Source organism: Rivibacter subsaxonicus (assembly GCF_004217215.1).
Lineage (GTDB): Bacteria > Pseudomonadota > Gammaproteobacteria > Burkholderiales > Burkholderiaceae_C > Rivibacter > Rivibacter subsaxonicus.
Map to the genome: position 1 here is coordinate 500,614 of NZ_SHKP01000006.1, position 23,871 is coordinate 524,484.

Below are 23,871 nucleotides of genomic sequence, written 5' to 3' on the forward strand. Positions count from 1 at the left end.
GCGATGAATTATAGGTGGCTCTTGAGGAAGTCGGTCAACTGCGCCTTCGACAGCGCGCCGACCTTGGTCGCGGCCAACTGGCCGTCCTTGAACAGCATCAGGGTCGGGATGCCGCGGATCCCGAACTTGGCCGGCACGTCACGGTTCTCGTCGACGTTCATCTTGGCGATCTGCAGCTTGCCCTGGTACTCGCCGGCCACGTCGTCGAGGATCGGCGCGATCATCTTGCAGGGACCGCACCACTCGGCCCAGTAGTCGACCAGCACCGGCGTGCCGGACTTGAGGACGTCGCTGTCGAAGGACGCGTCGGAAACATGCTTGATCAGTTCGCTGGCCATGGGTGGAGATCCTTTGCGGGCTGCGGTGGCTTGCTGCCTGCGCGTCGCCCTTGCGAACGCACGGCACAATCTTCCCGCTTTGCAAAATTCTGACACAAGGGGGCCCGACCCCATGCCGGCCAGACCCGCGTCGACGGCAGGGGTGAGCGCGGCGCTGGCGCCGGCGCTCGACGTCGCCGGCTGCTGGGACGGCGTCGCGGCGTCGATCGAGGCCCTGCTCGACCTTCACCGGCTCGACGCGCGCCGGGTCGTCGTGCTGCTGCCCCATGCCTACCTGCTGCCACTGGCGCGCCAGGCCTGGGCGGCGCGCGCCGAGCGCGGGGCCGTGCGCTGGCCTCCCGCCTTCGAGACCACGCAGACCCTGGCCGCGCGGCTCGCGCCGCCGTCGAGTCCGACCGCCGGGGCCCTGCGCTTCGATGCCGCGCTGGACCGGCTGCAGGCCGACCGGCTGCTGCGCGAGGCCCGACCGGCCTGGCCGCGCGAGGACCGGCGCGGCTTCGAACTCGCCTGCGCGCGGCTGGTCGCCAGCGCGCAGGCGCTGGCGCGAGCTCGCCTTGGCGTCGACCCGCGGCTGCAGGCGGACTGGCTCGAGACTGCGCGCGCGTGCAGCGCCGCGCTGCCCGGCGCGCCCGACCAGCTCGAGCGCGGCCTCGCGCGGGTCGCCCTCGAGTGGTCGCTGAGCACCGACGATGGGGCCGAGGCCGCGCTGTGGCGCTTTGCCGACAGCGCCGACTGCCAGGGGCTCGTCGTGCTGCAACTCGGCGGCGTCGAGCCGCTGGCCGCGGCCCTGGCCGACCGGGTCGGCCTCGATCGGCCGGTGCTGCGGCTGGACGCCGACTTCGATCCGGCCTCCAGCGCCGGGACGCCGGCGGCGGTGCGGCTTGCCGTCTGCCGGGACGAGGAGGACGAGGCGCAGCACGCCGCCGCCACCGTGCTCGCCCACCTGCGGCGCGGCGAGCAGCCGGTGGCGCTGGTCGCCCAGGACCGCGAACTGCTGCGCCGGGTGCGGGCGCTGCTCGAGCGCGCCCGGGTGCCGATCGCCGACGAGACCGGCTGGCGGCTGTCCACCACCCGTGCCGGCGCCGCGCTCTCCCTCTGGCTGGCGGCGACCCTGAACCCGCGTGCCGACACCGACACCCTGCTCGATGCGCTCAAGTCGGCGCCCGGCGGCTGGGACGATGCCGACGTGCTCGAGCGAGCCTTGCGGCGTGCCGGCACGACCCGCGTGATGCAGATCGAGCGGCTCGAGTTGGCCGACCAGGCCGCCGCGGCATGGCTGCATTTCGTTCAGGCGCGCGACCGCCTCATGGAGGGTGGTCGCACGCGACCGGTGGCACTCTGGCTGCAGCAACTGCGCGCCTCGCTGCAGGCCGCCGGTCAGTGGCAGCCGCTGCAGGACGACGCCGCCGGTGCCCAGGTCCTGGTGGCCTTGCGCCTGGGCGGCCCGGCGCAGGCCGGGCCCGAGGCCCTCGAAGCGCGCCTGTCGGCCGACGAGTTCGCCGCCTGGGTCGACGCGGTGCTCGAGCAATCGAGCTTCAGGCCGGCGGCGCCGGCGCAGGCGCCGGTCGTCATCACGCCGCTGGCGCGCGCGCTGCTGCGGCCCTTCGCTGCGATCGTCTGCCCGGCGGCCGACGCCACCCGGCTCGGGGCCTGGCCCGCGGCGGACCCGCTGCTGGGCGAGTCGACCGCGCAGGCGCTCGGCGTGCCGGCTGCCGCCCGGCGCAGTGCCGACGAGGCGCGTGCCTTCGGCCAGCTGTTCCGCGCGCCGCGTCTGACGCTCTCCTACCGTCACGCCGACAGCGAGACGCCGCTCGCGCCGAGCCCGCTGCTGCGCCTGGCGCAGCGCGCCGCGCTGGCGGCAGGCCGAGCCTGGGCCGAGGCCGCCGACGAACGCGAGGAGCGCACCGTGCAGCCCGCGCCGGGGCTGCGACCGCAACCGGTCGCGCCGATGCTGCTGCCGGCCTCGATCAGCGCCACCGCCTGCGAGGCGCTGCGGGCCTGTCCCTACCGCTTCTTCGCCGAGCGCATGCTGGGGCTGCGGCTCGACGAGGAACTCGACGACGAGGTCGACGCCCGCGACCACGGACTCTGGCTGCACCGCGTGCTGCAGCGCTTCCACGCCGAGCGCCAGACCGGCGCGGGCGAGGCGGCGGACCTGGCCCGGTTGCGCGCGATCGCGGCCGAGGAACTGGCGCTGCAGCCGCACGACGGCGCGCAGTTCCTGCCCTTCGAGGCCGCCTTCGAGGCGCTGGCGCCGGCCTACGTGGCGCAAGTGGCGCAGGACGAGGCGGCCGGCTGGCAGGTCGGTGAGCGCACCGAGGCCGAGTTGCGCGCCGCGGTTCCCGAACTCGACGGCCTAGCGCTGGAGGGCCGCGTCGATCGCCTCGATCTGGCGCCGCCGGCCGAGGGCCGGGCCCTGCGCATCGTCGACTACAAGGCCGGTGGCGGCGGGCGCCAGCGTGAGGCGGTCCGCCAGCCCTTCGAAGACACGCAACTGGCCTTCTACGCGCTGCTCGCGCTGCTTGCCGATCCGGCCGCGGCCGGTGGCGTGAGGGCGCAGTACCTGCCGCTCGAGCTCAAGCGCGACGCAGCGCTGGCGCCGGTCGAGCATCCGCGGGTCGATCTCAGTGCCGACGCGCTGCTCGCCGGCCTGCAGCAGGACTGGACGCGCTTGCGTGCCGGCGCGCCGCTGCCGGCGCTGGGCGAGGGCGCGGCCTGCGAGTACTGCAACGCGCGCGGCCTGTGCCGGCGCGACCACTGGAGCGACGAAGAGTGAGCGCGGCCGCCTATCGCATCGACGGCGAGGTCGTTGCACCCGAGGTCTTCTACGCGCTCGCCTGCGACCCGCGCCGCAGCGTCGTCGTCGAGGCCTGCGCCGGCGCCGGCAAGACCTGGATGCTGGTCTCGCGCATCCTGCGCGCGCTGCTCGACGGCGTGGCGCCGCAGGAGATCCTGGCGATCACCTTCACCCGCAAGGCGGCCGGCGAGATGCGCGAGCGCCTCGACGACTGGCTGCGCGAGTTCGCGCTGTGCGACGACGGCAAGCGCATGGCCGAGTTGCGCCTGCGCGGCTGCAGCGAGGCCGAGGCGCGCGCGCTGGCGCCGCGGCTGGCGGCACTCGAGGGCGAACTGCTGGCGCTGCCCCGCGCGGTCGAGATCCGCACCTTCCACGGCTGGTTCAGCCAGCTGCTGCGCGCGGCGCCATCGGCGGTGCTCGATGCGCTCGGGCTGAGCGCCGAGCCGCGGCTGGTCGAGCAGATGGACGAATGGCTGCCGGCGCTGTGGCGCGAGTTCCTGACGGCGGCGGCAGCCGATCCCGCGCTGCGCGCCGACTTCGAGACCCTGGTCCGCCAGCGCGGGCGGTTCACAGCAAACAAGTGGCTGGAGGCGGTGCTCGGCCAGCGCATCGAGTTCGAGCGTGCCGACGCCGCCGGGCAGGTGGATGCGAGCGTGCCGCCGCCGCACGAGCTCTGGCCGGAGTTCCTCGGTCTTTCCGAGCCGCGTCTGCGCCTGGCTGACCCCGGCCTGCGCGCCACCTTGACCGTGCTGGCACGGCGGCTCGGCGCGCAGAAAGGCGCCAAGTCGCAGCAGGCGGCGCGCGAGATCGAGATGGCCTTGACCGCCTTCGACGCGAGCGGTGATGCGGTGCCGGGCTTCGATGCGCTCTGGCTGGCGATCCACACCAAGAAGGACGAACTGCGCGCGCCGCTGCAGGCCGAGGATCTGCGCGACGCGGTCGAGCCGGTGGTCGAAGCGCTTTGGCGCATCAAGGACGCCATCGACCAGCAGGCGGCCCATGAGGAGCAACTGCGCCTGGCCCGTTTGTCGCGCTGCCTGCTCCAGGCATGGCGCGACTTCAAGCGCGAGCGCGCGCTGCTCGACATGGCCGACCTCGAGCTCGGTGCCGAGGCGCTGCTGTCTGACCCGGTGCTCTCGGGCTGGGTGCTGGAGCGGCTCGACACGCGCGTGCGGCATCTGCTGATCGACGAGTTCCAGGACACCAGCCCGCTGCAGTGGCGCACGCTCGAGGCCTGGCTCGCGGGCTACGCCGGCGCCGGCGGCGGCGCCAGCGGCCAGCGGCCGCCGTCGGTGTTCATCGTCGGCGACCCCAAGCAGAGCATCTACCGGTTCCGCCGCGCCGACCCGCGCCTGTTCACGGCCGCGGCCGAGTTCGTGGTGCAGGCGCTCGACGGCGTCGTGCTCAGCTGCGACCACACGCGGCGCAATTCGCCGGTCGTGCTGGCGGCGCTCAACGAGGTCTTCGGCCAGGCCCAGGCCGAGGGCGAGTACGGAGGCTTCAGGCCGCACACCAGCGCCCGGCCCGAGCTGGCGGGCGCGGTGCGGCTGATCGAGGCGGTGCCACGGCCGCCGCGGGGCGCGCGTGGCGGCGAGGAGCTACCGGTCTGGCGCGACACGCTGCTGGAGCCACGCGAAGCGGCCGAGGAGGCGCTGCGCATGATCGAGGCGCGGGCGGTCGCCGCCGGGGTCGATGCGCTGCTGCAGCGCGAGCGGCTGAGTCCGAAGGACGTGATGGTGCTGGCGCGCAAGCGGGTGCCGCTCGGCCACGTGGCGCAGGCGCTGCGCGAGCGTGGCCTGCCCTGCGTGATGCCCGAGGAACGCGCGCTGCTCGACGCGCCCGAGGTGCGCGACCTGCTGGCGCTGCTCGATGCACTGGTCTCGCCGATGCATGCGCTGTCGCTCGCACAGGCGCTCAAGAGCCCGATCTTCGGCGTCGGCGACGCGGCGCTGATCGCGCTGGCGCAGAGCGGCGCGCGCCGCGCGGCCGACTGGTGGCCGGCGGTGGTCGATCAGCCGCCACCGCCGGGCCTCGATCCGCTGGAGGAGGCCGCGCTGCGGCGCACCGCCGGCCTGCTCGCCGGCTGGCAGGCGGCCGCGCGCGTGCTGCCGCCGCACGACCTGCTCGACCGCATCGTTGCCGAGGGCGATCTGCGCGCGCGCTATGCCGCCGCGGTGCCGCCGCTGCAGCGGGCCGACGCGCTGGCGGCGATCGATGCGCTGCTGGCGCAGTCGCTGGCGCTCGACGGCGGGCGCCGGCTCACGCCCTATCGCTTCGTGCGCGAACTGCGCCGGCGGCCGTTGATGCTGCCGCGTCGCGCCGACGCCGACGCGGTCCAACTGCTGACGGTGCATGGCGCCAAGGGCCTGGAGGCGGCGGCGGTATTCCTGATCGACACCCAGCCCGAGGCCAGCCAGGGCGACAGCGCCTCGCTGCTGGTCGACTGGCCACCGGGCGCGGCGGCGCCGCGCAGCGTGGCCTTCCTGGCGTCGGCCGCGCGCTGCCCGCCGTCGCTGCGGGCGGACTTGGAGTCCGAGTTGCAGGCGCGCCTGCGCGAGGAGCTCAACGGCCTCTACGTGGCGATGACGCGTGCCAAGCAGTGGCTCCAGCTCAGCGCGACCGCGGCCCATCGCGCGGCGCCCGGCCGCAACGCATGGGCGCGGCTGGATGCCGCCGGCGTGGAGGTGCAGGCGCGGCCGCAGGACGTCGCGGCGCCGGCGCGCGCCGAGGCCGCGATGCCGATCCTGCTGCGCGAGTTGCCGGTGGCGGATGCCACGGCCTGGCCCGGCGTCGACGAAGCCCGCGTCGACGAGCCGCAGGCGGCGCTGGCGCGCCTGGGCACGGCGCTGCATCGGGTGCTGGAGTGGGGCCCGGCGCCCGGCGCGGGGCTCGAGCGTGCGGTGGCCGCCGCCGCGCAAGCCTTCGGCGTCACGGCCGAGGCCGAGATCGAGAGCCTGCGCATGGCCGCGCAGCGCGTGCTGCACGGGTCGGCCACGCGCCGCTTCTTCGACGCCGCGCAACTGCGCGCCGCGCACAACGAGTTGCCGCTGCACTGGCAGGGCCAGGCGCTGCGCATCGACCGGCTGGTGGCCTTCGACACGCCGCAGGGACGGCAGTGGTGGGTGCTCGACCACAAGCTGCATCCGGCGCCGCACACGGTGCCGGCGCTGTGCGAGCAACTCGCGCGCTACCGCGACGCGGTGCGGGCCTTGCAGCCGGACGACGAGGTGCGCGCGGCCTTCCTGACCGCCGAGGGCGGCTGCATCGAACTCGACGCGCCCTGACGCCGGCTCAGCGCGAGATCGCCTGGGCCGCGGCGAGCCCGGATCGCACCGCGCCTTCGATCGTGGCCGGGTAGGGCCCGTCGACGTGATCGCCGGCGGCCCACAGGCCGGGCGCGACGAGCATCGGCGCGCGCGCCAGCCCCGGCGTGCAGAGAAAGGTCGCGCGCTTCTCGCACAGGGTGCGCAGCAGGGTCGGCGGTTCGGCCAGCTCGAGCTGAGACTGCAACTGCGACTGCACGACGAGTGCGGTCGCGTCGAGTCCGCGCTCGACCCAGTCCGAGGCGCCACTGATCACGGCCGCCAGCACGCCCTGGGCCGCGGGTTCGAGCGCCGGGTCGCGCAGGCGTCCGAGGTCGAACAGGAACTGCGCCGGCTGCCCGGGGCCGTCCTCCAGCGCGAGCATCGGCTGCGCCAGCCGCGCCTGTGGCGCACGGACCAGCACGGTGATGATCGGCTCGTGGCGCAGCGCCTCGACCGTCGTGCTCCAGTCCGGCGCATGCGGGCGCGCCAGGCGTGCGGACTCGACGCTGCTGGCGGCCAGGATCACCGCGTCGAAGTCTTCGCCGTCGACGCGCCAGCCCGATGCGTGACGCTCGATCGCCTGCACGCGCTGGCCGCTGCGCAGCATGGCGCCGCGCGCGGCCAGGGCCCGCGACGCCGCGTCGGGCAGCAGCGCGCCGAGGTCGACCCGCGGCAGCATCAGATCGGCCGCACCGGGGCCGGCGAACAGCGCGTCGCGCAGCACGCGCAGGAAGACGGCGGCGCTGGCCAGCCGGGCCGGCGTGTTGAGCGCGGCCACGCACAGCGGATCGATAAGGCCAGCGCGCAGCGCGGTCGGCAGCGTCGCGGTCAACTCGGCCACCGTGAGCCTGGGATCGCAGCGAAAGCCGCGCATGAACCAGCCGCCGGCCGCCGCCAGCAGCGCCAGGCGCTCGCGCAGCGAATAGCCACGAGCGGCCAGCACGCCGCGCACGAAGGCCGGCACCGCCGACCCGGGCGGCAGCTCGAGGCCGTGGCCCCGCGCATCGACCAGCGCCAGCGGTCGTCGGTTGAACGCGCGCCGCTCGTCGACGCCGAGTTCGGCCAGCAGCCCGAGCGTGGCGGTGTAGGCGCCGATCAGGATGTGCTGGCCGTTGTCGAGTGCGAGACCGGGCAGCGGAGAGGCCTCGGTCGGCAAGCGGCGCGCCCGGCCGCCGGCCATCGGTGCCATCTCGTAGAGCGTGACCGCGTGGCCCAGCGTCGTGGCGCGCCAGGCGGCCGCCAGTCCGGCCCAGCCGGCACCGACGACGGCGACGCGCGCGCCGGACGCCGCGCCCGACTCAGCGCTCACGCCAGTTCGTCTTCCACGCCAGCCAGAGCTTGCGGATCGGCGTCAGCGCCACGCGCTGGTGCAGCACCTGGAAGCCGCCGCGCTCGATCTCGGCCAGCAGCGTGCGGTAGATCGTCGCCATCATCAGGCCGGGGCGCTGGGCGCGCCGCTCGGCCGCCGGCAGCAGTGCCAGCGCCTCGTCGTAGGCGGCCTGGGCGCGTGCGGCCTGGAACTTCATCAGCGCGTCGAAGCGTTCGCTGTAGCCGTAGGGCGCCGCGGTCTTCAGCAACTCGGCGGCCTTGACGTCGAAGCGCTGCAACTCGTTGACCGGCAGGTAGATGCGGCCGCGGCGGGCGTCGTCGCCGACGTCGCGGATGATGTTGGTGAGCTGGAAGGCACGGCCGAGCAGGTGGGCGTAGCGCACCGTCTCGGCGCTGACCGGCCGTCCCGGCTCGGCGCCGAAGATCGAGGCCGAGACCTCGCCGACCACGCCGGCCACCAGGTGGCAGTAGCGCAGCAGCGCGACCTCGTCGAGGTAGCGGTTCTGGCGCAGGTCCATCTCGCAGCCGTCGATGACCGACAGCAACTGCTCGGCGCGCAGGCCGAAGGGCTGCACGTGCGGCATCAGCGCCCGCGTCACCGGATGGTTGGGCCGGCCGTCGAACGCGGCCACTGCCTCGTTGCGCCACCAGGCCAGCTTGGTCGCGGCGACGCCGGGGTCGCTGACCTCGTCGACCACGTCGTCGACCTCGCGGCAGAAGGCGTAGAACGCGGTGATCGCGGCCCGCCGCTGCGGCGGCAGGAACAGGAAGGCGTAGTAGAAGCTCGAGCCGCTCGCGGCCGCCTTGTCCTGCACGTATTGCTCGGGGCTCATCGCGGCGGAGGAGGGCATGGCGGGCATGGCGGTGGCGGGCTGGGGCGGGCGCATTCTCGCATCGGCATCACGTCTGGCGCGGGATACCGGGCATCAGCAGTGCACGCCACGCGATCAGCGGCCAGTCGGTGGCGCCGAGGCTGGGTCGTTGCGACAGCGTGGCGTGGTCGAGTGCTGCGATGCGGTCGAGGATGCGCAGGCCGCCCTGCACCACGCCGCGCAGTTCCCAGCCCAGGCGCCCGGGCAGGGCCAGCGCCAGTGGCGCGCCCTGCAGCATGAGTTCGCGCGCCTGGCGGCATTCGTCGGCGATCAGGGCCTGGGTGGCGGCGCTGTCGCTGCGCGCCAGCAGCGTTGCCTCGTCGACGCCATGACGGGCCCAGGCCTCCTGCGGCAGGTAGATGCGACCGCGCGCGTGGTCGAGGCTCGGGTCCTGCCAGAAGTTGATCAATTGCAGCGCGGTGCAGATCGCGTCCGACTGCGCCAGCGCGGTCTCGCTGCCGGCGATCGGCGCCAGCGGCCGGTACAGGTGCAGCAACAGCCGACCGACCGGATTGGCCGAGCGACGGCAGTAGTCGAGCAGCGTCGCGCGGTCGGCGTAGCGCTGGACGGCGGTGTCCTGCAGGAAGGCGTCGAGCAGGTCGTTGAGCAGCGCGAGCGGCAGCGCGTGAGCATCGATCGCGCGCTGCAGTGGCGCAAAGACGCTGGCCCAGCGCGGCGCCGGCGCGGCGCCGGCAGCCACCCGATGCAACTCGGTGCGATAGGCCTGCAGATCGGCGCGGCGCTGCTCGGGGCTGGCACCGCCTTCGTCGGCGATGTCGTCGGCGGTGCGCGCAAAGCCGTAGATTGCGACCACCGCCGGCCGCAGCGCGCACGGGCACAGCCACGAGGCGACGGGGAAGTTTTCGTAGTGGCCGACGCCGGAGGCTGGGCTCATCGAGGGGCTTGCGGCACGAGCGGATGCGGGGATGGGGCGGCGCATTGTGCGTGCGCCGCGCAATGAACTATTTCTTCCTTCGAGGCGACGTGGCATTTGACACGCCGGCCTGCCGCTGAATATATTACTGACCAGTCAGTCATTTATTTTGGCTCGATGTCGCGTGGCCTCTCCTAGCCCCCGACGCGAGCCGCAGCCCTGGTGGTCCGATGAAGCACCCCGCACTTCCCGTTTCGCGCGCCGCTCTTGCGGTGATGGTTGTCAGCGGGGCCATCGCGCTCGCCGCCTGTTCGCGGCCGGCGCCCGCACCCGAGCCGGTGCGCGCGGTGCGCACGCTGACGGTCGGCACCGACAGCGCCGGCGGCGTGATGGAGTACGCCGCCGACGTGCGGGCGCGGGTCGAGTCGCGCCTGGGCTTTCGGGTCGGCGGCAAGATGACGCGCCGCTCGGTGGATCTGGGTGACACCGTCAAGGCCGGCCAGGTGCTGGCCCAGATCGATCCGCAGGACCTCAGGCTGGGGCAGGAATCGGCGCGCGCCGGCGTCAACGCCGCCAAGGTCCAGTTCGAACTGGCCGAGGCCGATTTCAAGCGCTTCTCCGACCTACGCCAGCAGAACTTCATCAGCGCGGCCGAACTCGAGCGGCGCGAGGCGACGCTGAAGTCGGCCCAGGCGACCTACCAGCAGGCCCAGGCGCAGGCTGGGGTGCAGGGCAACCAGGCCGCTTACGCCACGCTGGTGGCCGACGCCGCCGGCGTCGTGACGGCGGTCGATGCCGAGCCGGGCCAGGTGATCGCGGCTGGCGCGCCGGTGGTGCGCGTCGCGCTCGACGGCCCGCGCGACGTGGTGTTCACGGTGCCCGAGGACAGGGTGGCCTTCGTCCGCTCGCTCGAGGGGAGCAAGGGCGCGCTGCAGGTTCAGCCCTGGGGCGGCGGCGCGCCGGTGGCGGCCACGGTGCGCGAGGTCGCGGCGGCGGCCGATCCGACCACGCGCACCTTCGTCGTCAAGGCCGATGTGGCCCGTGGCGCCGGCCTGCAACTCGGCCAGACGGTGACGGTGAAGATCGAGGTGCCGCGCACCGAAGGCATCGTCAAGCTGCCGCTGACTGCGGTGTTCGAGACCGGCGGCAAGACCGCGGTCTGGGTGCTCGACGACAAGAGCATGACGGTACAGCCGCAGCCGGTGCAGGTGGCCACGGCCGACGGCAACGCGGTGGTGGTTGCCGCCGGCCTGCGACCGGGGCAGGAGGTCGTGAGTGCCGGTGCCCATGTGCTGACGCCGGGCCAGACGGTCAAGCGCTACATCGACCCGCATCGCGCGGCGGCGGCGCTCGGCTCGGTCTCGACCCCGGTGCGCGATGGCGCCAGCGGAGCCGGCGGCGCGGGCGTCGCCGCTGCGGCGCGCTGAGTCGGAGCTGCGCATGACGACGAACACCACGCCCGACCACGGCGGCGCTCCGGGCGAGGTACCTGCCTCGGGTTTCAACATCTCGCGCTGGGCGCTCGAACACCCGGAACTGACGCGCTACCTGATGGTGGTTCTGATGGTGCTGGGCTTCGCGGCCTACTTCCAGCTCGGCCAGGACGAGGATCCGCCGTTCACCTTCAGGGCGATGGTGGTGCGCGCCTACTGGCCGGGCGCGACCGCGCAGCAGGTGGCCGAGCAGGTGACCGACAAGATCGAGCGCACGCTGCAGGAGGCGCCGCACGCCGACAAGATCCGCTCTTACACCAAGCCCGGCGAGTCCTTCACGATCATGCAGCTGAAGGACAGCGCGCCGCCGAAGGAGGTGTCCGAGGCCTGGTACCAGGTGCGCAAGCGGGTGGCCGACATGCGCGGCACCTTGCCGCCGGGCGTCATCGGCCCCTTCTTCAACGACGACTTCGGCGACGTCTACGGCACGATCTACGCCGTATCGGCCGACGGCTTCTCGCAGGAGGAGTTGCGCCGCTTTGCCGACGATGCGCGCCAGCGCCTGCTGCGGGTGCCCGACGTGGCCAAGGTCGAGCTGTTCGGCGTGCAGGACGAAAAACTCTTCGTCGAGATCTCGCAGAAGCGCCTGGCCCAGCTCGGCCTCGACCTCAACGCGGTGCTGGCCCAGCTCGGCGCGCAGAACGCGGTCGAGAGCGCCGGCGTGCTGACGGCGGGCGGGCAGTCGATGCAGGTTCGCGTCGGCGGCGCCTTCAACTCGGTGGAGCAACTGGGTGCGTTCCCGATCCGCGCCGTCAACGCGACTACCGGCGCCAGCTCGACGCTGCGGCTGGCCGACATCGCGACCATCACCCGTGGCTACGTCGATCCGCCGGCGACCAAGGTGCGCCACCAGGGCCGCGACGTGATCGGCATCGGCATCTCGATGGCCAAGGGCGGCGACATCATCCGGCTCGGGCATTCGCTGACCGAGAAGGCCGAACAGATCCGCCATGAGTTGCCGGCCGGCGTCGAGCTGATCCAGTTGCAGGACCAGCCCAAGGCGGTCTCGCGCTCGGTCGGCGAGTTCGTCAAGGTGCTGATCGAGGCGATCGCGGTGGTGCTGGCGGTGAGCTTCATCGCGCTCGGTCTTCACACGCGGCCGCTGCGCATCGACGTGCGCCCCGGCCTGGTGGTGGCGATCACGATCCCGCTGGTGCTGGCGATCACCTTCGTCGTCATGTACTTCTGGGGCGTGGGCCTGCACAAGATCTCGCTCGGCGCGCTGATCATCGCGCTCGGCCTGCTGGTCGACGACGCGATCATTGCGGTCGAGATGATGGTGCGCAAGATGGAGGAGGGCTATGACAAGATGCGCGCGGCCACCTTCGCCTACGAGCTGACCGCGATGCCGATGCTGACCGGCACCCTGATCACCGCCGCCGGCTTCCTGCCGATCGGCCTGGCCAAGTCGGTGACCGGCGAATACACCTTCGCGATCTTCGCGGTCACCACCGCGGCGCTGCTGATCTCGTGGTTCGTCTCGGTCTACTTCGTGCCCTACCTCGGCACCTTGCTGCTCAAGGCCAAGCCGCACGATCCGAATGCCGGCCCGCACGAGCTCTTCGATACGCCGTTCTACGAGCGCTTCCGGCGCACCGTGAACTGGTGCGTCGAGCATCGCTGGATCACGATCGGCGCCACCGTGCTGAGCTTTGCGCTCGGGATCTACGGCATGGGCAAGGTGCAGCAGCAGTTCTTCCCCGATTCGAGCCGGCCCGAGATCCTCGTCGACCTGTGGCTGCCCGAGGGCTCGGCCTTCGAGTCGAGCGAGGCGCTGGCCAAGCGCTTCGAGGCGCGGATGATGAAGGAGCCCGGGCTCGACAGCGTCAGCACCTGGGTCGGCTCCGGCGTGCCGCGCTTCTACCTGCCGCTGGACCAGATCTTCCCGCAGACCAACGTCACGCAATCGATCCTGCTGCCCAAGGATCTGGCCGCGCGCGAGGAACTGCGCAAGCGCCTGCCGTTGCTGCTGGCCGAGGAGTTCCCGGAGGCGCGCGGTCGCGTCAAGCTGCTGCCGAACGGGCCACCGGTGCCGTACCCGGTGCAGTTCCGCGTGGCCGGCATCGACGCAACCCAGGTCCGCGCCTATGCCGACGAGGCCAAGGCGGTGCTGCGCGCCAATCCCAACATGCGTGGGGTCAACGACAACTGGAACGAGTCGGTCAAGGTGCTGCGGCTGCAGGTCGACCAGGACAAGGCGCGCGCGCTCGGTGTCTCGAGCCAGTCGATCGCGCAGGCCTCGCGCACCATCGTCTCGGGCACCACGGTCGGCCAGTACCGCGAGGGCGACAGGCTGGTCGACATCGTGCTGCGCCAGCCGCTGGAGGAGCGCAATGCGATCAGCGACATCGGCAACGCCTACCTGCCGACCGCCAGCGGCCGCTCGATCCCGATCACTCAGATCGCGCAGATCGGCTTTGGCTGGGAGCCCGGCGTGCTGTGGCGCGAAGGTCGCCAGTACGCGGTGACGGTGCAGGGCGATGTCGCCGAGGGCCTGCAGGGCGCCACCGTGACGGCGCAGGTCTGGCCCGAGTTGCAGGCGCTCAAGGGCCGCATGCTGCCCGGCTACACGATCGAGATCGCCGGCGCGGTGGAGGAAAGCAGCAAGGGCCAGGGCTCGATCGCCGCCGGCGCGCCATTGATGCTGTTCATCATGTTCACGCTGCTGATGCTGCAGTTGCACAGCTTCAGTCGCGCGGTGCTGGTGTTCCTGACCGGCCCGCTCGGCCTGATGGGCGTGGCAGGCGCGCTGATGCTGCTCGGCCGGCCCTTCGGCTTCGTCGCGCTGCTCGGCGTGGTCGCGCTGTCGGGAATGATCATGCGCAACTCCGTCATCCTGATCGACCAGATCGAGCATGACCGGGCCCGTGGCGTGCCGAGCTGGGACGCGATCGTCGAGGCGGCCGTGCGGCGTTTCAGGCCGATCACGCTGACCGCGGCGGCGGCGGTGCTGGCGATGATCCCGCTCTCTCGCAGCGTGTTCTGGGGTCCGATGGCGGTGGCAATCATGGGCGGCCTGATCGTCGCCACCGCGCTGACGCTGCTGGCGCTGCCGGCGATGTACGCGGCGTGGTTCAGGGTGCGGCGCGAGCCCGCCAGCGAGCCGGTTGGTGGCCCACTTCGGCAAGGCTTCACGCCGGCCTGAACGGGGGAGGTCGCGAGCCCGGCTAAAATGGCGGGTTCGATGAACTGCCGCGGTCGCCTGCGGGCGGCCGCTTCATTCGCGCGGGTGGCGAAATTGGTAGACGCACCAGGTTTAGGTCCTGACGCCAGCAATGGTGTGCGGGTTCGAGTCCCGCCCCGCGCACCACGGTCCACCTCACCCGGTCGCCCGTACTACAACGCCTGGCAACGCCCAGCACGCTAGAGAGAAGCAATCATGGCTGTCACTGTGGAAACCCTCGAGAAGCTCGAACGTCGCATCACGCTGACGCTGTCGGCCGACACCATTCGCAACGAGGTCGAGCAGCGCCTGAAGCGCCTGGCCAAGACCGTCAAGGCCGACGGCTTCCGCCCCGGCAAGGTGCCGATGTCGGTCGTCGCGCAGCGCTACGGCTACTCGGTGCAGTACGAGGTCATGAACGACAAGGTCGGCGAGGCCTTCGCGCAGTCGGCCAACGAGGCCCAGCTGCGCGTGGCCGGCATGCCGCGCATCAGCGAGAAGGACGGCGCGCCCGAGGGCCAACTGGCCTTCGACGCCACCTTCGAGGTCTACCCCGAAGTCAAGATCGCCGACCTGGCCGACGTCTCGATCGAGCGCGCCACCAGCGAGGTGACCGACGAGGCGATCGACAAGACGCTCGACATCCTGCGCAAGCAGCGTCGCACCTTCGCCCAGCGCGCGGCCAGCGAGCCGGCCGCCGATGGCGACCGCGTGACGATCGACTTCGAGGGCAAGCTCGACGGCACACCCTTCGAGGGCGGCAGCGCCCAGGGCTTCCAGTTCATCCTCGGCGAAGGTCGCATGCTCGAGGCCTTCGAGAAGGCCGTGCGCGGCATGAAGAGTGGCGAGAGCAAGACCTTCCCGCTCGCCTTCCCCGAGGACTACCACGGCAAGGACGTGGCCGGCAAGGAAGCCGACTTCCTGGTCACGCTCAAGAAGATCGAGGCCCAGCACCTGCCCGAGGTCAACGAGGCCTTTGCCAAGTCGCTCGGCATCGCCGACGCCACGGTCGAGGGCCTGCGCGCCGACGTCCGCAAGAACCTCGAGCGCGAGGTTCGCTTCCGCGTCATCGCGCGCAACAAGGCGGCGGTGATGGACGCGCTGGTCGGCGCCGCCGAACTCGAACTGCCGAAGGCGCTGGTCAGCAACGAGGTCAGCCGCATGGTCGAGCAGGCCCGCGCCGACCTCAAGCAGCGCGGCGTCAAGGACGCCGACAAGGCGCCGATCCCGACCGAGATGTTCCAGCCGCAGGCCGAGAAGCGCGTGCGCCTGGGCCTGGTGGTGGCCGAACTGGTGCGTGGCAACAACCTGCAGGCCAAGCCCGAGCAGATCACGGCCCACATCGAGGAACTCGCTCAGAGCTACGAGAAGCCCGAAGAGGTCAAGCGCTGGTACTTCGGCGACCAGCAGCGCCTGGCCGAGGTCGAGGCGGTGGTGATCGAGAACAACGTCACCGAGTTCGTGCTCGGCCGGGCCAAGGTCAGCGAGAAGGCGGTCGCCTTCGACGAGCTGATGCAGGCCGCCTGATCCGGCCCGCGGCCAGGACAGCAGGGGCGCCGTGCCGCAAGGCCGGCGCCTTTGTGCTTGTGGCGGCGAGGGCTTCTTGTGCTCGTATGATCCACCCACATCTACCCGAAGCCTTCACTTCACGGAACAAGCCATGAGCGCGCTGGACACGCAGAACCTGGGCATGGTGCCCATCGTCATCGAACAGTCGGGGCGTGGCGAGCGCTCCTACGACATCTACTCGCGGCTGCTGCGCGAGCGGATCATCTTCCTGGTCGGCCCGGTCAACGACCAGGTCGCGAACCTGGTGGTCGCGCAACTGCTGTTCCTCGAGAGCGAGAACCCCGACAAGGACGTGTTCCTCTACATCAACTCGCCGGGCGGCTCGGTGAGCGCCGGGCTGTCGATCTTCGACACGATGAACTTCATCAAGCCCGACGTCTCGACGATGTGCATGGGCATGGCGGCGAGCATGGGCGCCTTCCTGCTGGCCGCCGGCGCCAAGGGCAAGCGGCTTGCGCTGCCGAACTCCCGCATCATGATTCACCAGCCCTCGGGCGGCGCCCAGGGCCAGGCCACGGACATCGAGATCCAGGCGCGCGAGATCCTCAAGCTGCGCGAGCAGCTCAACGGCATCCTGGCCGAGCGCACAGGACAGTCGCTCGACAAGATCAAGGCCGACTCCGAGCGCGACTACTTCATGTCGGCCGAGGAGGCGCGCGGCTACGGACTGGTTGATCAGGTGATCAGCCAACGCGGCTGAGACGGCTTTCACATCGCAGGAAACGGGGCCTTTCCAGCGTGCTAGGCCCCGTTTTCTTTTGAACTATCATCCTTCAGAACCCCCTTACGGCACGTCGTACCATGCCCGAGAAAAAAGGCTCCTCCAGCGAGAAAGTGCTGTACTGCTCGTTCTGCGGCAAGAGCCAGCACGAGGTCAAGAAGCTGATCGCCGGCCCCTCGGTGTTCATCTGCGATGAATGCATCGAGCTCTGCAACGACATCATTCGTGACGAAGTACCGGCCGACGCGGTCGACGCCAAGGCCGCCAAGGGCGACCTGCCGGTGCCCAGCGAGATCAAGGCGTTGCTCGACGGCTACGTGATCGGCCAGGACGCCGCCAAGCGCACGCTGGCGGTGGCGGTCTACAACCACTACAAGCGCTTGCGCCACATCGGCGACGGCAAGAAGAAGGACGAGGTCGAACTCAGCAAGAGCAACATCCTGCTGATCGGCCCGACCGGCTCCGGCAAGACGCTGCTGGCGCAGACGCTGGCGCGCATGCTCAACGTGCCCTTCGTGATCGCCGACGCCACCACGCTGACCGAGGCCGGCTACGTGGGTGAGGATGTCGAGAACATCATCCAGAAGCTGCTGCAGAACTGCAACTACGAGGTCGAGCGCGCCCAGCGCGGCATCGTCTACATCGACGAGATCGACAAGATCAGCCGCAAGGCCGACAACCCGTCGATCACGCGCGACGTCTCGGGTGAGGGCGTGCAGCAGGCGCTGCTCAAGCTGGTCGAGGGCACGATGGCCAGCGTGCCGCCGCAGGGCGGACGCAAGCATCCGAACCAGGACTTCCTGCAGATCGACACGACCAACATCCTGTTCATCTGCGGCGGCGCCTTCGACGGGTTGGAGAAGGTGATCCAGAACCGCTCCGAGAAGTCGGGCATCGGCTTCGGCGCAACGGTCAAGAGCAAGGCCGAAAAGCGTGTCAGCGAGGTGTTCCGCGAGGTCGAGCCCGAAGACCTGATCAAGTTCGGGCTGATCCCTGAACTGGTCGGCCGGTTGCCGGTGGTCGCCACGCTGGGTGAACTCACCGAGGACGCGCTGGTGCAGATCCTGACCGAGCCGAAGAACGCGCTGGTCAAGCAGTACCAGGCGCTGTTCGCGATGGACCGGGTCGAACTCGAGGTGCGGCCGTCGGCGCTGAACGCGATCGCGCGCAAGGCACTGGCGCGCAAGACCGGCGCCCGCGGGCTGCGCTCGATCATGGAACTGGCGCTGCTCGACACGATGTTCGAATTGCCGACCTTCGACGGCGTCGCCAAGGTCGTGATCGACGAGCACACCATCGACGAGAGCGCCAAGCCGCTGCTCGTCTATCGCGAGCAAGCGAAGGCCAGCGCCTGAAACATCCGCCGCTCTTCATGACCTGCCGTCGCGCGGCCCCGCCCAGCTGGGTGCGGCCTTGTAGCGCCGGCGGTCCCGTTCTTGCAATCCGCCACTCGACCCGCACCTGCGCGGTCTGAGAAAGAGAGGCTTCAATGTCAGGTCACCCGATCCTCCCCGCCGAACCGATCACGCTGCCGCTGCTGCCGCTGCGCGACGTGGTGGTCTTCCCGCACATGGTGATCCCGCTGTTCGTGGGGCGCCCCAAGTCGATCAAGGCGCTCGAGGCGGCCATGGAAGCCGGCCGCCAGATCATGCTGGTGGCACAGAAGGCCGCCGGCAAGGACGAGCCCAAGCCCGAGGACATGTTCGAGGTCGGTTGCGTCTCGAGCATCCTGCAGATGCTCAAGCTGCCCGACGGCACCGTGAAGGTGCTGGTCGAGGGCGTGCAGCGCGCGACCACCCGCAGCATCGACGACAACGGCGAACACTTCACCGCCGAAGTGCTGCCGGTGCCGCCGGAGGCGACCGCATCGAGCGAGGTCGAGGCCCTGCGCCGCGCCGTGACGCAGCAGTTCGACCAGTACGTCAAGCTCAACAAGAAGATCCCGCCCGAGATCCTGACCTCGATCGCCGGCATCGACGATGCCGGCCGCCTGGCCGACACGATCGCCGCCCACCTGCCGCTCAAGCTCGACAGCAAGCAGGCCGTGCTCGACCTGGTCTCGGTCGGCAAGCGGCTCGAGAAGCTGCTCGAGCAGCTCGAGCACGAGGTCGACATCCTGCAGGTCGAAAAGCGCATCCGTGGCCGCGTCAAGCGCCAGATGGAGAAGAGCCAGCGCGAGTACTACCTCAACGAGCAGGTCAAGGCGATCCAGAAGGAACTCGGCGAGGGCGAGGAAGGTGCCGACCTCGACGAGCTCGAGAAGAAGATCAAGGCCGCGCGCATGCCCAAGGAAGCGCGCAAGAAGGCCGAGAACGAGCTCAAGAAGCTCAAGCTGATGTCGCCGATGTCGGCCGAGGCGACCGTCGTTCGCAACTACATTGACACCCTGGTCAACCTGCCGTGGAGCAGGAAGACCAAGATCAAGCACGACCTGCCGCACGCCGAGGAAGTGCTCAACGAGGATCACTACGGCCTCGAGAAGGTCAAGGACCGCATCCTCGAGTACCTCGCGGTGCAGCAGCGCGTCGAGAAGGTCAAGGCGCCGATCCTGTGCCTGGTCGGCCCCCCGGGCGTTGGCAAGACCTCGCTCGGCCAGAGCGTGGCGCGTGCCACCGGCCGCAAGTTCGTGCGCATGGCGCTTGGCGGCGTGCGTGACGAGGCCGAGATCCGCGGCCACCGCCGCACCTACATCGGCTCGATGCCGGGCAAGGTGCTGCAGAACCTCAGCAAGGTCGGCACCCGCAATCCGCTGTTCCTGCTCGACGAGATCGACAAGCTGGGCATGGACTTCCGCGGCGATCCGTCGAGCGCGCTGCTCGAGGTGCTCGACCCGGAGCAGAACCACACCTTCGGCGACCACTACATCGAGGTCGACTTCGACCTGAGCGATGTGATGTTCGTTGCCACCAGCAACTCGATGAACATCCCTCCGGCGCTGCTCGACCGGATGGAAGTGATCCGCCTCGCCGGCTACACCGAGGACGAGAAGCTCAACATCGCGCAGAAGTACCTGCTGCCCAAGCAGCGCAAGAACAACGGCGTGAAGGACGAGGAGCTCGAGGTCAGCGAGTCGGCGATCCGCGGGATCATTCGCTACTACACGCGCGAGGCCGGCGTGCGCTCGCTCGAGCGCGAGATCGGCAAGATCTGCCGCAAGGTGGTCAAGGGCCTGGCGCTGAAGAAGTACGAAGGCCGGGTGGTCGTCGAGGAAGAAAACCTCAATGACTTCCTCGGCGTGCGCAAGTACGACTTCGGTCGTGCCGAGAAGCAGAACCAGGTCGGCCAGGTGGTCGGCCTGGCATGGACCGAGGTCGGCGGCGACCTGCTAACGATCGAGGCCGCGGTGATGCCGGGCAAGGGCAACATCATCCGCACCGGCTCGCTCGGCGACGTGATGAAGGAATCGGTCGAGGCGGCGCGCTCGGTGGTGCGTTCACGCTCGCGCCGGCTCGGCATCAAGGACGAGATGTTCGAGAAGCGCGACGTGCACGTGCACGTGCCCGACGGCGCCACGCCCAAGGACGGCCCGAGCGCCGGCGCGGCGATGGTGACGGCGCTGGTGTCCTCGCTCACCGGCATCCCGGTCAAGGCCGGCGTGGCGATGACCGGCGAGATCACGCTGCGTGGCGAGGTCACGGCGATCGGCGGTCTCAAGGAGAAGTTGCTCGCGGCGCATCGTGGCGGTATCAAGACCGTGCTGATCCCCGAAGAGAACGTCAAGGATCTGCAGGACATTCCGGAGAACGTGAAGAACCATCTCGAGATCGTTCCGGTCAGGTGGGTCGACAAGGTGCTCGAACTGGCGCTCGAGCGCATGCCGGAGTCGTTGCCTGACGAGGAGGTGGCCAAGGCCGAAGTCGCGGCGGCGAAGACCGACGCGCCCGCGGAAGGGGTAGCCGGAGACGCGCTCAAGCATTGATGAAGGCCGGGGCACTTGCGCGATTCGCGGAAGTGCCATAGAATGCGAGGCTCGCGACAACGAAGCGACGCTGCAGTCAAAGCAGCAGAAAAAAGTTGAAGCGAGCGACGCGGGAGTAGCTCAGTTGGTAGAGCGTAACCTTGCCAAGGTTAAGGTCGCGAGTTCGAGACTCGTCTCCCGCTCCAGATTCAAAAAGGGAAGCTCCGGCTTCCCTTTTTCGTCAGAGCAAGCGAGAGTGCAGCGCAAGCTGGGCTCACGACGGCGCGGTAGCAAAGCGGTTATGCAGCGGATTGCAAATCCGTCCAGGGCGGTTCGACTCCGCCCCGCGCCTCCAGACGATCGAGCGGCTCCCTATGGGAGCCGTTTTCGTTTGTGCGGCTAGGATTGCGGTCATGCCCCGGTGGTGAAACCGGTAGACACAGCGGACTTGAGATCAATTTGAGCACCCGGGTCGGAAACGCCCGGCGTGAATCCCGTCAAAGTCGGTGAAGCCCCTGGCGCCTGCCGATGCACGCGCCGAGGTGATGCCGAGCCAAGCCCCGCGCCGGTCCTGAACCGACCGACACGGCGGAAGGTGTAGAGAGTGGACGGCGGGGGCCTGTCGCGGCGCGAGCCGCCATGGTCAAGGCGCATTCCAGACCACGAACGTCGCCCTCGCGGCAACGGCGGCGAAAGCCGAAGTGGCAAGAAAATCCGCGGCTTAGCCGTAAGGCGGCGTGCCAGTTCGAGCCTGGCCCGGGGCACCAAGTTCTTCAGGCTGCGTTCATCGCAGCTGCCAGCGGCTGCAGTTCGAACTCGAAGTCGAGCCAGCGTTCGGCGATCTGTCGCAGGCGCTGCTGATCACCGGTCGTCGACAGAACGATCCTGCGCGCAGCGCGGCGGCCAGCGGCGCCCCGTTCGTCGGCCAGTCGTGCGCACTGCTCGGCAACGGCCGGCGCGGTATCGACCAGCACCACGTCGGCGCCGAGGACCTCGGCGATCGCGCTGCTGGCGAAGGGATAGTGGGTGCAGCCCAGCACCACGGTGTCGACCCCCGAGGCGCGCAGGGCGCCGGCGTCACGCGCGACGATGGCGCTGACCGAAGCACTGCCGACGTCGCCCTCCTCGAGCGCCTGCGCGAGGCCTGGACAGGCTCGCAACAGGAACTGCACGGCCGGTCGTTGCTGCTCGGCCAGCAGGCGGGCAAAGCGGGTGCTGGCCAGCGTCGCGCTGGTTGCCATCACGCCGATGCGGCCGTTGCGGCTCGACGCCAGCGCTGGCTTCAACCCGGGTTCGACGCCGACGAATCGCGTGCCGGGGTAACGCGCGCGCAGCATGTCGATCGCGAGCGCCGTCGCGGTGTTGCAGGCGACGACGACGATCTGCGCGCCGGCGCCGAGCAGCGCGTCGGTGAGTGCGATCGAGCGCTGCTGCACGAAGGCCGCATCGCGTTCGCCATAGGGCGCGTGGGCCGAGTCGGCGATGTAGAACAGCTCGGCGCCGGGCAGTCGCCGCTGCAAGGCGCGCAGCACCGACAGACCGCCGACGCCGGAGTCGAAGAGGCCGATGCGGACCGGGTCTTTGGGCGTATGAATCATGCGCGGGCGAGTCTAGCCGGCGCGCCTCGGCGGCCGGAGCCCGGTACGGGTTGATATAGAATCGAACGATCGTGCTTTTTTTAGGCGAGACACGGCCCGCGCAGGGTCGATTCGCTTTCTAGAATCACAGACTGTTTTTCTGACATTCGCTAGGAGTGCGTCGCATGAAGGCTCTGGTTCCGGTCAAGCGGGTCGTCGACTACAACGTGAAGGTTCGCGTGAAGTCCGATGGCACGGGCGTCGACATCGCCAACGTCAAGATGAGCATGAACCCCTTCGACGAGATCGCCGTCGAAGAGGCGACGCGGCTCAAGGAGAAGGGCGTGCTGACCGAGGTGATCGCGGTCTCGTGCGGCGTGACGCAGTGCCAGGAGACGCTGCGCACCGCGATGGCGATCGGTGCCGATCGCGCGGTGCTGGTCGAGACCGCTGCCGACCTCGAGCTTCAGCCGCTGGCCGTGGCAAAGCTGCTCAAGGCACTGGTCGACAAGGAGCAGCCGCAACTCGTGATCCTCGGCAAGCAGGCCATCGACGACGACTGCAACCAGACCGGCCAGATGCTGGCTGCGCTGCTCGGCTGGCCGCAGGCTACCTTCGCCTCGAAGGTCGAAGTGGCCGGCGACAAGGTGCGCGTCACGCGCGAGATCGATGGCGGCCTCGAGACGCTCGAGCTCACGCTGCCGGCGGTGATCACGACCGACCTGCGCCTCAACGAGCCGCGCTACGTGACCCTGCCCAACATCATGAAGGCCAAGAAGAAGACGCTCGAGGTCGTCAAGCCGGCCGACCTGGGCGTGGACGTGAGCCCGCGCATCAAGACGCTCAAGGTCGGCGAGCCGCCCAAGCGCAGCGCCGGCATCAAGGTGCCCGACGTCGCCACGCTGGTGGCCAAGCTGAAGACCGAAGCCAAGGTGATCTGAGGAGTACCGCCGTCATGACCGCTCTCGTCATTGCTGAACACGACCACGGCACCCTCAAGGGCGCCACCCTCAACACCATCACCGCCGCTGCCCAGTGCGGTGGCGATGTCCACGTGCTGATCGCCGGCCACAACGCCGCCGGTGCCGCGCAGGCCGCAGCGGCGATCGCCGGCGTCGCCAAGGTGCTGCATGCCGACGCACCGCAACTCGCCGAGCAACTGGCGGAGAACGTTGCTGCTCAGGTGCTGGCCATCGCCAGTGGCTACAGCCACCTGGTGTTCCCGGCCACCGCGCATGGCAAGAACGTCGCGCCGCGCGTGGCCGCGCTGCTCGACGTGGCGCAGGTTTCCGACGTCACCAAGGTGCTGGCAGCCGACAGCTTCGAGCGCCCGATCTACGCGGGCAACGCGATCGCCACCGTGCAGAGCCTGGACGCCACCAAGGTCCTGACCGTGCGCACGACCGGCTTCGACCCGGCGGCCACCAGCGGCGGCAGCGCTGCGGTCGAGGCGGTCGCCGCGGTGGCCGACAGCGGCAAGTCCAGCTTCGTCGGCAGCGAGATCGCCAAGAACGACCGGCCCGAGCTGACCGCCGCCAAGATCATCGTCAGCGGCGGCCGCGCGCTCGGCTCGAGCGACAAGTTCAACGAGGTGCTGACGCCGCTGGCCGACAAGCTCGGCGCCGCGCTCGGCGCCTCGCGCGCCGCGGTCGACGCCGGCTACGCGCCCAACGACTGGCAGGTCGGCCAGACCGGCAAGATCGTCGCCCCGCAGCTCTACATCGCGGCCGGCATCAGCGGCGCGATCCAGCACTTGGCCGGCATGAAGGACTCCAAGGTGATCGTCGCGATCAACAAGGACCCCGAAGCCCCAATCTTCAGCGTCGCCGACTACAGCCTCGAGGCCGATCTCTTCGAGGCGGTGCCGGCACTGGTCAAGGAACTCGGCTGACGCGCGTCCCGCGCGACAACCGCACCGAAGCGCCCCGACGATCC

General features: G+C 70.2%; 15 protein-coding genes and 3 tRNA genes. 13 read left to right on the forward strand and 5 right to left on the reverse strand.

Annotated elements, in window-relative coordinates:
• Nucleotides 1–8: 8 nt before the first annotated feature.
• Entirely contained in the window at nucleotides 9–338 is a 330-nt protein-coding gene (trxA, locus tag EV670_RS12280; protein ID WP_130432454.1) for a thioredoxin TrxA, read from the reverse strand.
• A 112-nt stretch (nucleotides 339–450) separates the two neighbouring features.
• Between trxA and EV670_RS12285 the strand changes: the two genes are divergently transcribed.
• Entirely contained in the window at nucleotides 451–3,114 is a 2,664-nt protein-coding gene (locus EV670_RS12285; RefSeq protein ID WP_130432456.1) for a PD-(D/E)XK nuclease family protein, read from the forward strand.
• Nucleotides 3,111–6,419, forward strand: coding sequence for a UvrD-helicase domain-containing protein (locus EV670_RS12290; protein WP_130432458.1), 3,309 nt, complete (start codon nucleotides 3,111–3,113; stop codon nucleotides 6,417–6,419). The genes EV670_RS12285 and EV670_RS12290 overlap by 4 nt, the downstream gene beginning before the upstream one ends.
• A gap of 7 nt (nucleotides 6,420–6,426) precedes the next feature.
• On the opposite strand, the gene hpnE is transcribed toward EV670_RS12290, so the two are convergent.
• From hpnE to hpnC, 3 genes are all read right to left on the reverse strand, one after another.
• Nucleotides 6,427–7,749: a hydroxysqualene dehydroxylase HpnE gene (hpnE, locus tag EV670_RS12295; protein ID WP_130432460.1), complete on the reverse strand. Its 1,323-nt coding sequence runs from the start codon at nucleotides 7,747–7,749 to the stop codon at nucleotides 6,427–6,429.
• Complete coding sequence (gene hpnD, locus EV670_RS12300; protein WP_130432847.1) at nucleotides 7,739–8,602, reverse strand: presqualene diphosphate synthase HpnD; 864 nt, start codon at nucleotides 8,600–8,602, stop codon at nucleotides 7,739–7,741. Before hpnD ends, hpnE begins: the two co-directional genes overlap by 11 nt.
• A gap of 67 nt (nucleotides 8,603–8,669) precedes the next feature.
• A complete protein-coding gene (hpnC, locus tag EV670_RS12305; RefSeq protein WP_242616938.1) occupies nucleotides 8,670–9,536 on the reverse strand; it encodes a squalene synthase HpnC in 867 nt (288 codons plus the stop codon).
• Between the two features lie 209 nt (nucleotides 9,537–9,745).
• Between hpnC and EV670_RS12310 the strand changes: the two genes are divergently transcribed.
• The 9 genes from EV670_RS12310 to EV670_RS12350 all read left to right on the forward strand — a co-directional run bounded on the left by EV670_RS12310 (nucleotide 9,746) and on the right by EV670_RS12350 (nucleotide 20,714).
• Complete coding sequence (locus tag EV670_RS12310; RefSeq protein ID WP_130432464.1) at nucleotides 9,746–10,942, forward strand: efflux RND transporter periplasmic adaptor subunit; 1,197 nt, start codon at nucleotides 9,746–9,748, stop codon at nucleotides 10,940–10,942.
• Nucleotides 10,943–10,955: 13 nt separating this feature from the next.
• Nucleotides 10,956–14,153: an efflux RND transporter permease subunit gene (locus EV670_RS12315; RefSeq protein ID WP_130432466.1), complete on the forward strand. Its 3,198-nt coding sequence runs from the start codon at nucleotides 10,956–10,958 to the stop codon at nucleotides 14,151–14,153.
• A gap of 78 nt (nucleotides 14,154–14,231) precedes the next feature.
• Nucleotides 14,232–14,318: transfer RNA gene (locus tag EV670_RS12320), tRNA-Leu, on the forward strand.
• A 69-nt stretch (nucleotides 14,319–14,387) separates the two neighbouring features.
• Nucleotides 14,388–15,698, forward strand: coding sequence for a trigger factor (tig, locus tag EV670_RS12325; protein WP_130432468.1), 1,311 nt, complete (start codon nucleotides 14,388–14,390; stop codon nucleotides 15,696–15,698).
• A 133-nt stretch (nucleotides 15,699–15,831) separates the two neighbouring features.
• Nucleotides 15,832–16,440 carry an ATP-dependent Clp endopeptidase proteolytic subunit ClpP gene (clpP, locus tag EV670_RS12330; RefSeq protein ID WP_130432470.1) on the forward strand — a complete coding sequence of 203 codons (609 nt, stop codon included), beginning with the start codon at nucleotides 15,832–15,834 and terminating at the stop codon, nucleotides 16,438–16,440.
• Between the two features lie 101 nt (nucleotides 16,441–16,541).
• A complete protein-coding gene (clpX, locus tag EV670_RS12335) occupies nucleotides 16,542–17,816 on the forward strand; it encodes an ATP-dependent Clp protease ATP-binding subunit ClpX (RefSeq protein ID WP_130432472.1) in 1,275 nt (424 codons plus the stop codon).
• Between the two features lie 134 nt (nucleotides 17,817–17,950).
• Nucleotides 17,951–20,380 (forward strand): endopeptidase La, encoded by a 2,430-nt coding sequence (gene lon, locus EV670_RS12340; protein ID WP_130432474.1) that lies wholly within the window; start codon nucleotides 17,951–17,953, stop codon nucleotides 20,378–20,380.
• A gap of 109 nt (nucleotides 20,381–20,489) precedes the next feature.
• Nucleotides 20,490–20,565 (forward strand) — tRNA-Gly (locus EV670_RS12345).
• A gap of 75 nt (nucleotides 20,566–20,640) precedes the next feature.
• Nucleotides 20,641–20,714 (forward strand) — tRNA-Cys (locus EV670_RS12350).
• Nucleotides 20,715–21,132: 418 nt separating this feature from the next.
• On the opposite strand, the gene murI is transcribed toward EV670_RS12350, so the two are convergent.
• A complete protein-coding gene (gene murI, locus EV670_RS12355) occupies nucleotides 21,133–21,957 on the reverse strand; it encodes a glutamate racemase (RefSeq protein ID WP_130432476.1) in 825 nt (274 codons plus the stop codon).
• Between the two features lie 164 nt (nucleotides 21,958–22,121).
• Between murI and EV670_RS12360 the strand changes: the two genes are divergently transcribed.
• Entirely contained in the window at nucleotides 22,122–22,877 is a 756-nt protein-coding gene (locus tag EV670_RS12360; protein ID WP_130432478.1) for an electron transfer flavoprotein subunit beta/FixA family protein, read from the forward strand.
• A gap of 14 nt (nucleotides 22,878–22,891) precedes the next feature.
• A complete protein-coding gene (locus EV670_RS12365) occupies nucleotides 22,892–23,827 on the forward strand; it encodes an electron transfer flavoprotein subunit alpha/FixB family protein (protein WP_130432480.1) in 936 nt (311 codons plus the stop codon).
• Nucleotides 23,828–23,871: the final 44 nt, after the last annotated feature.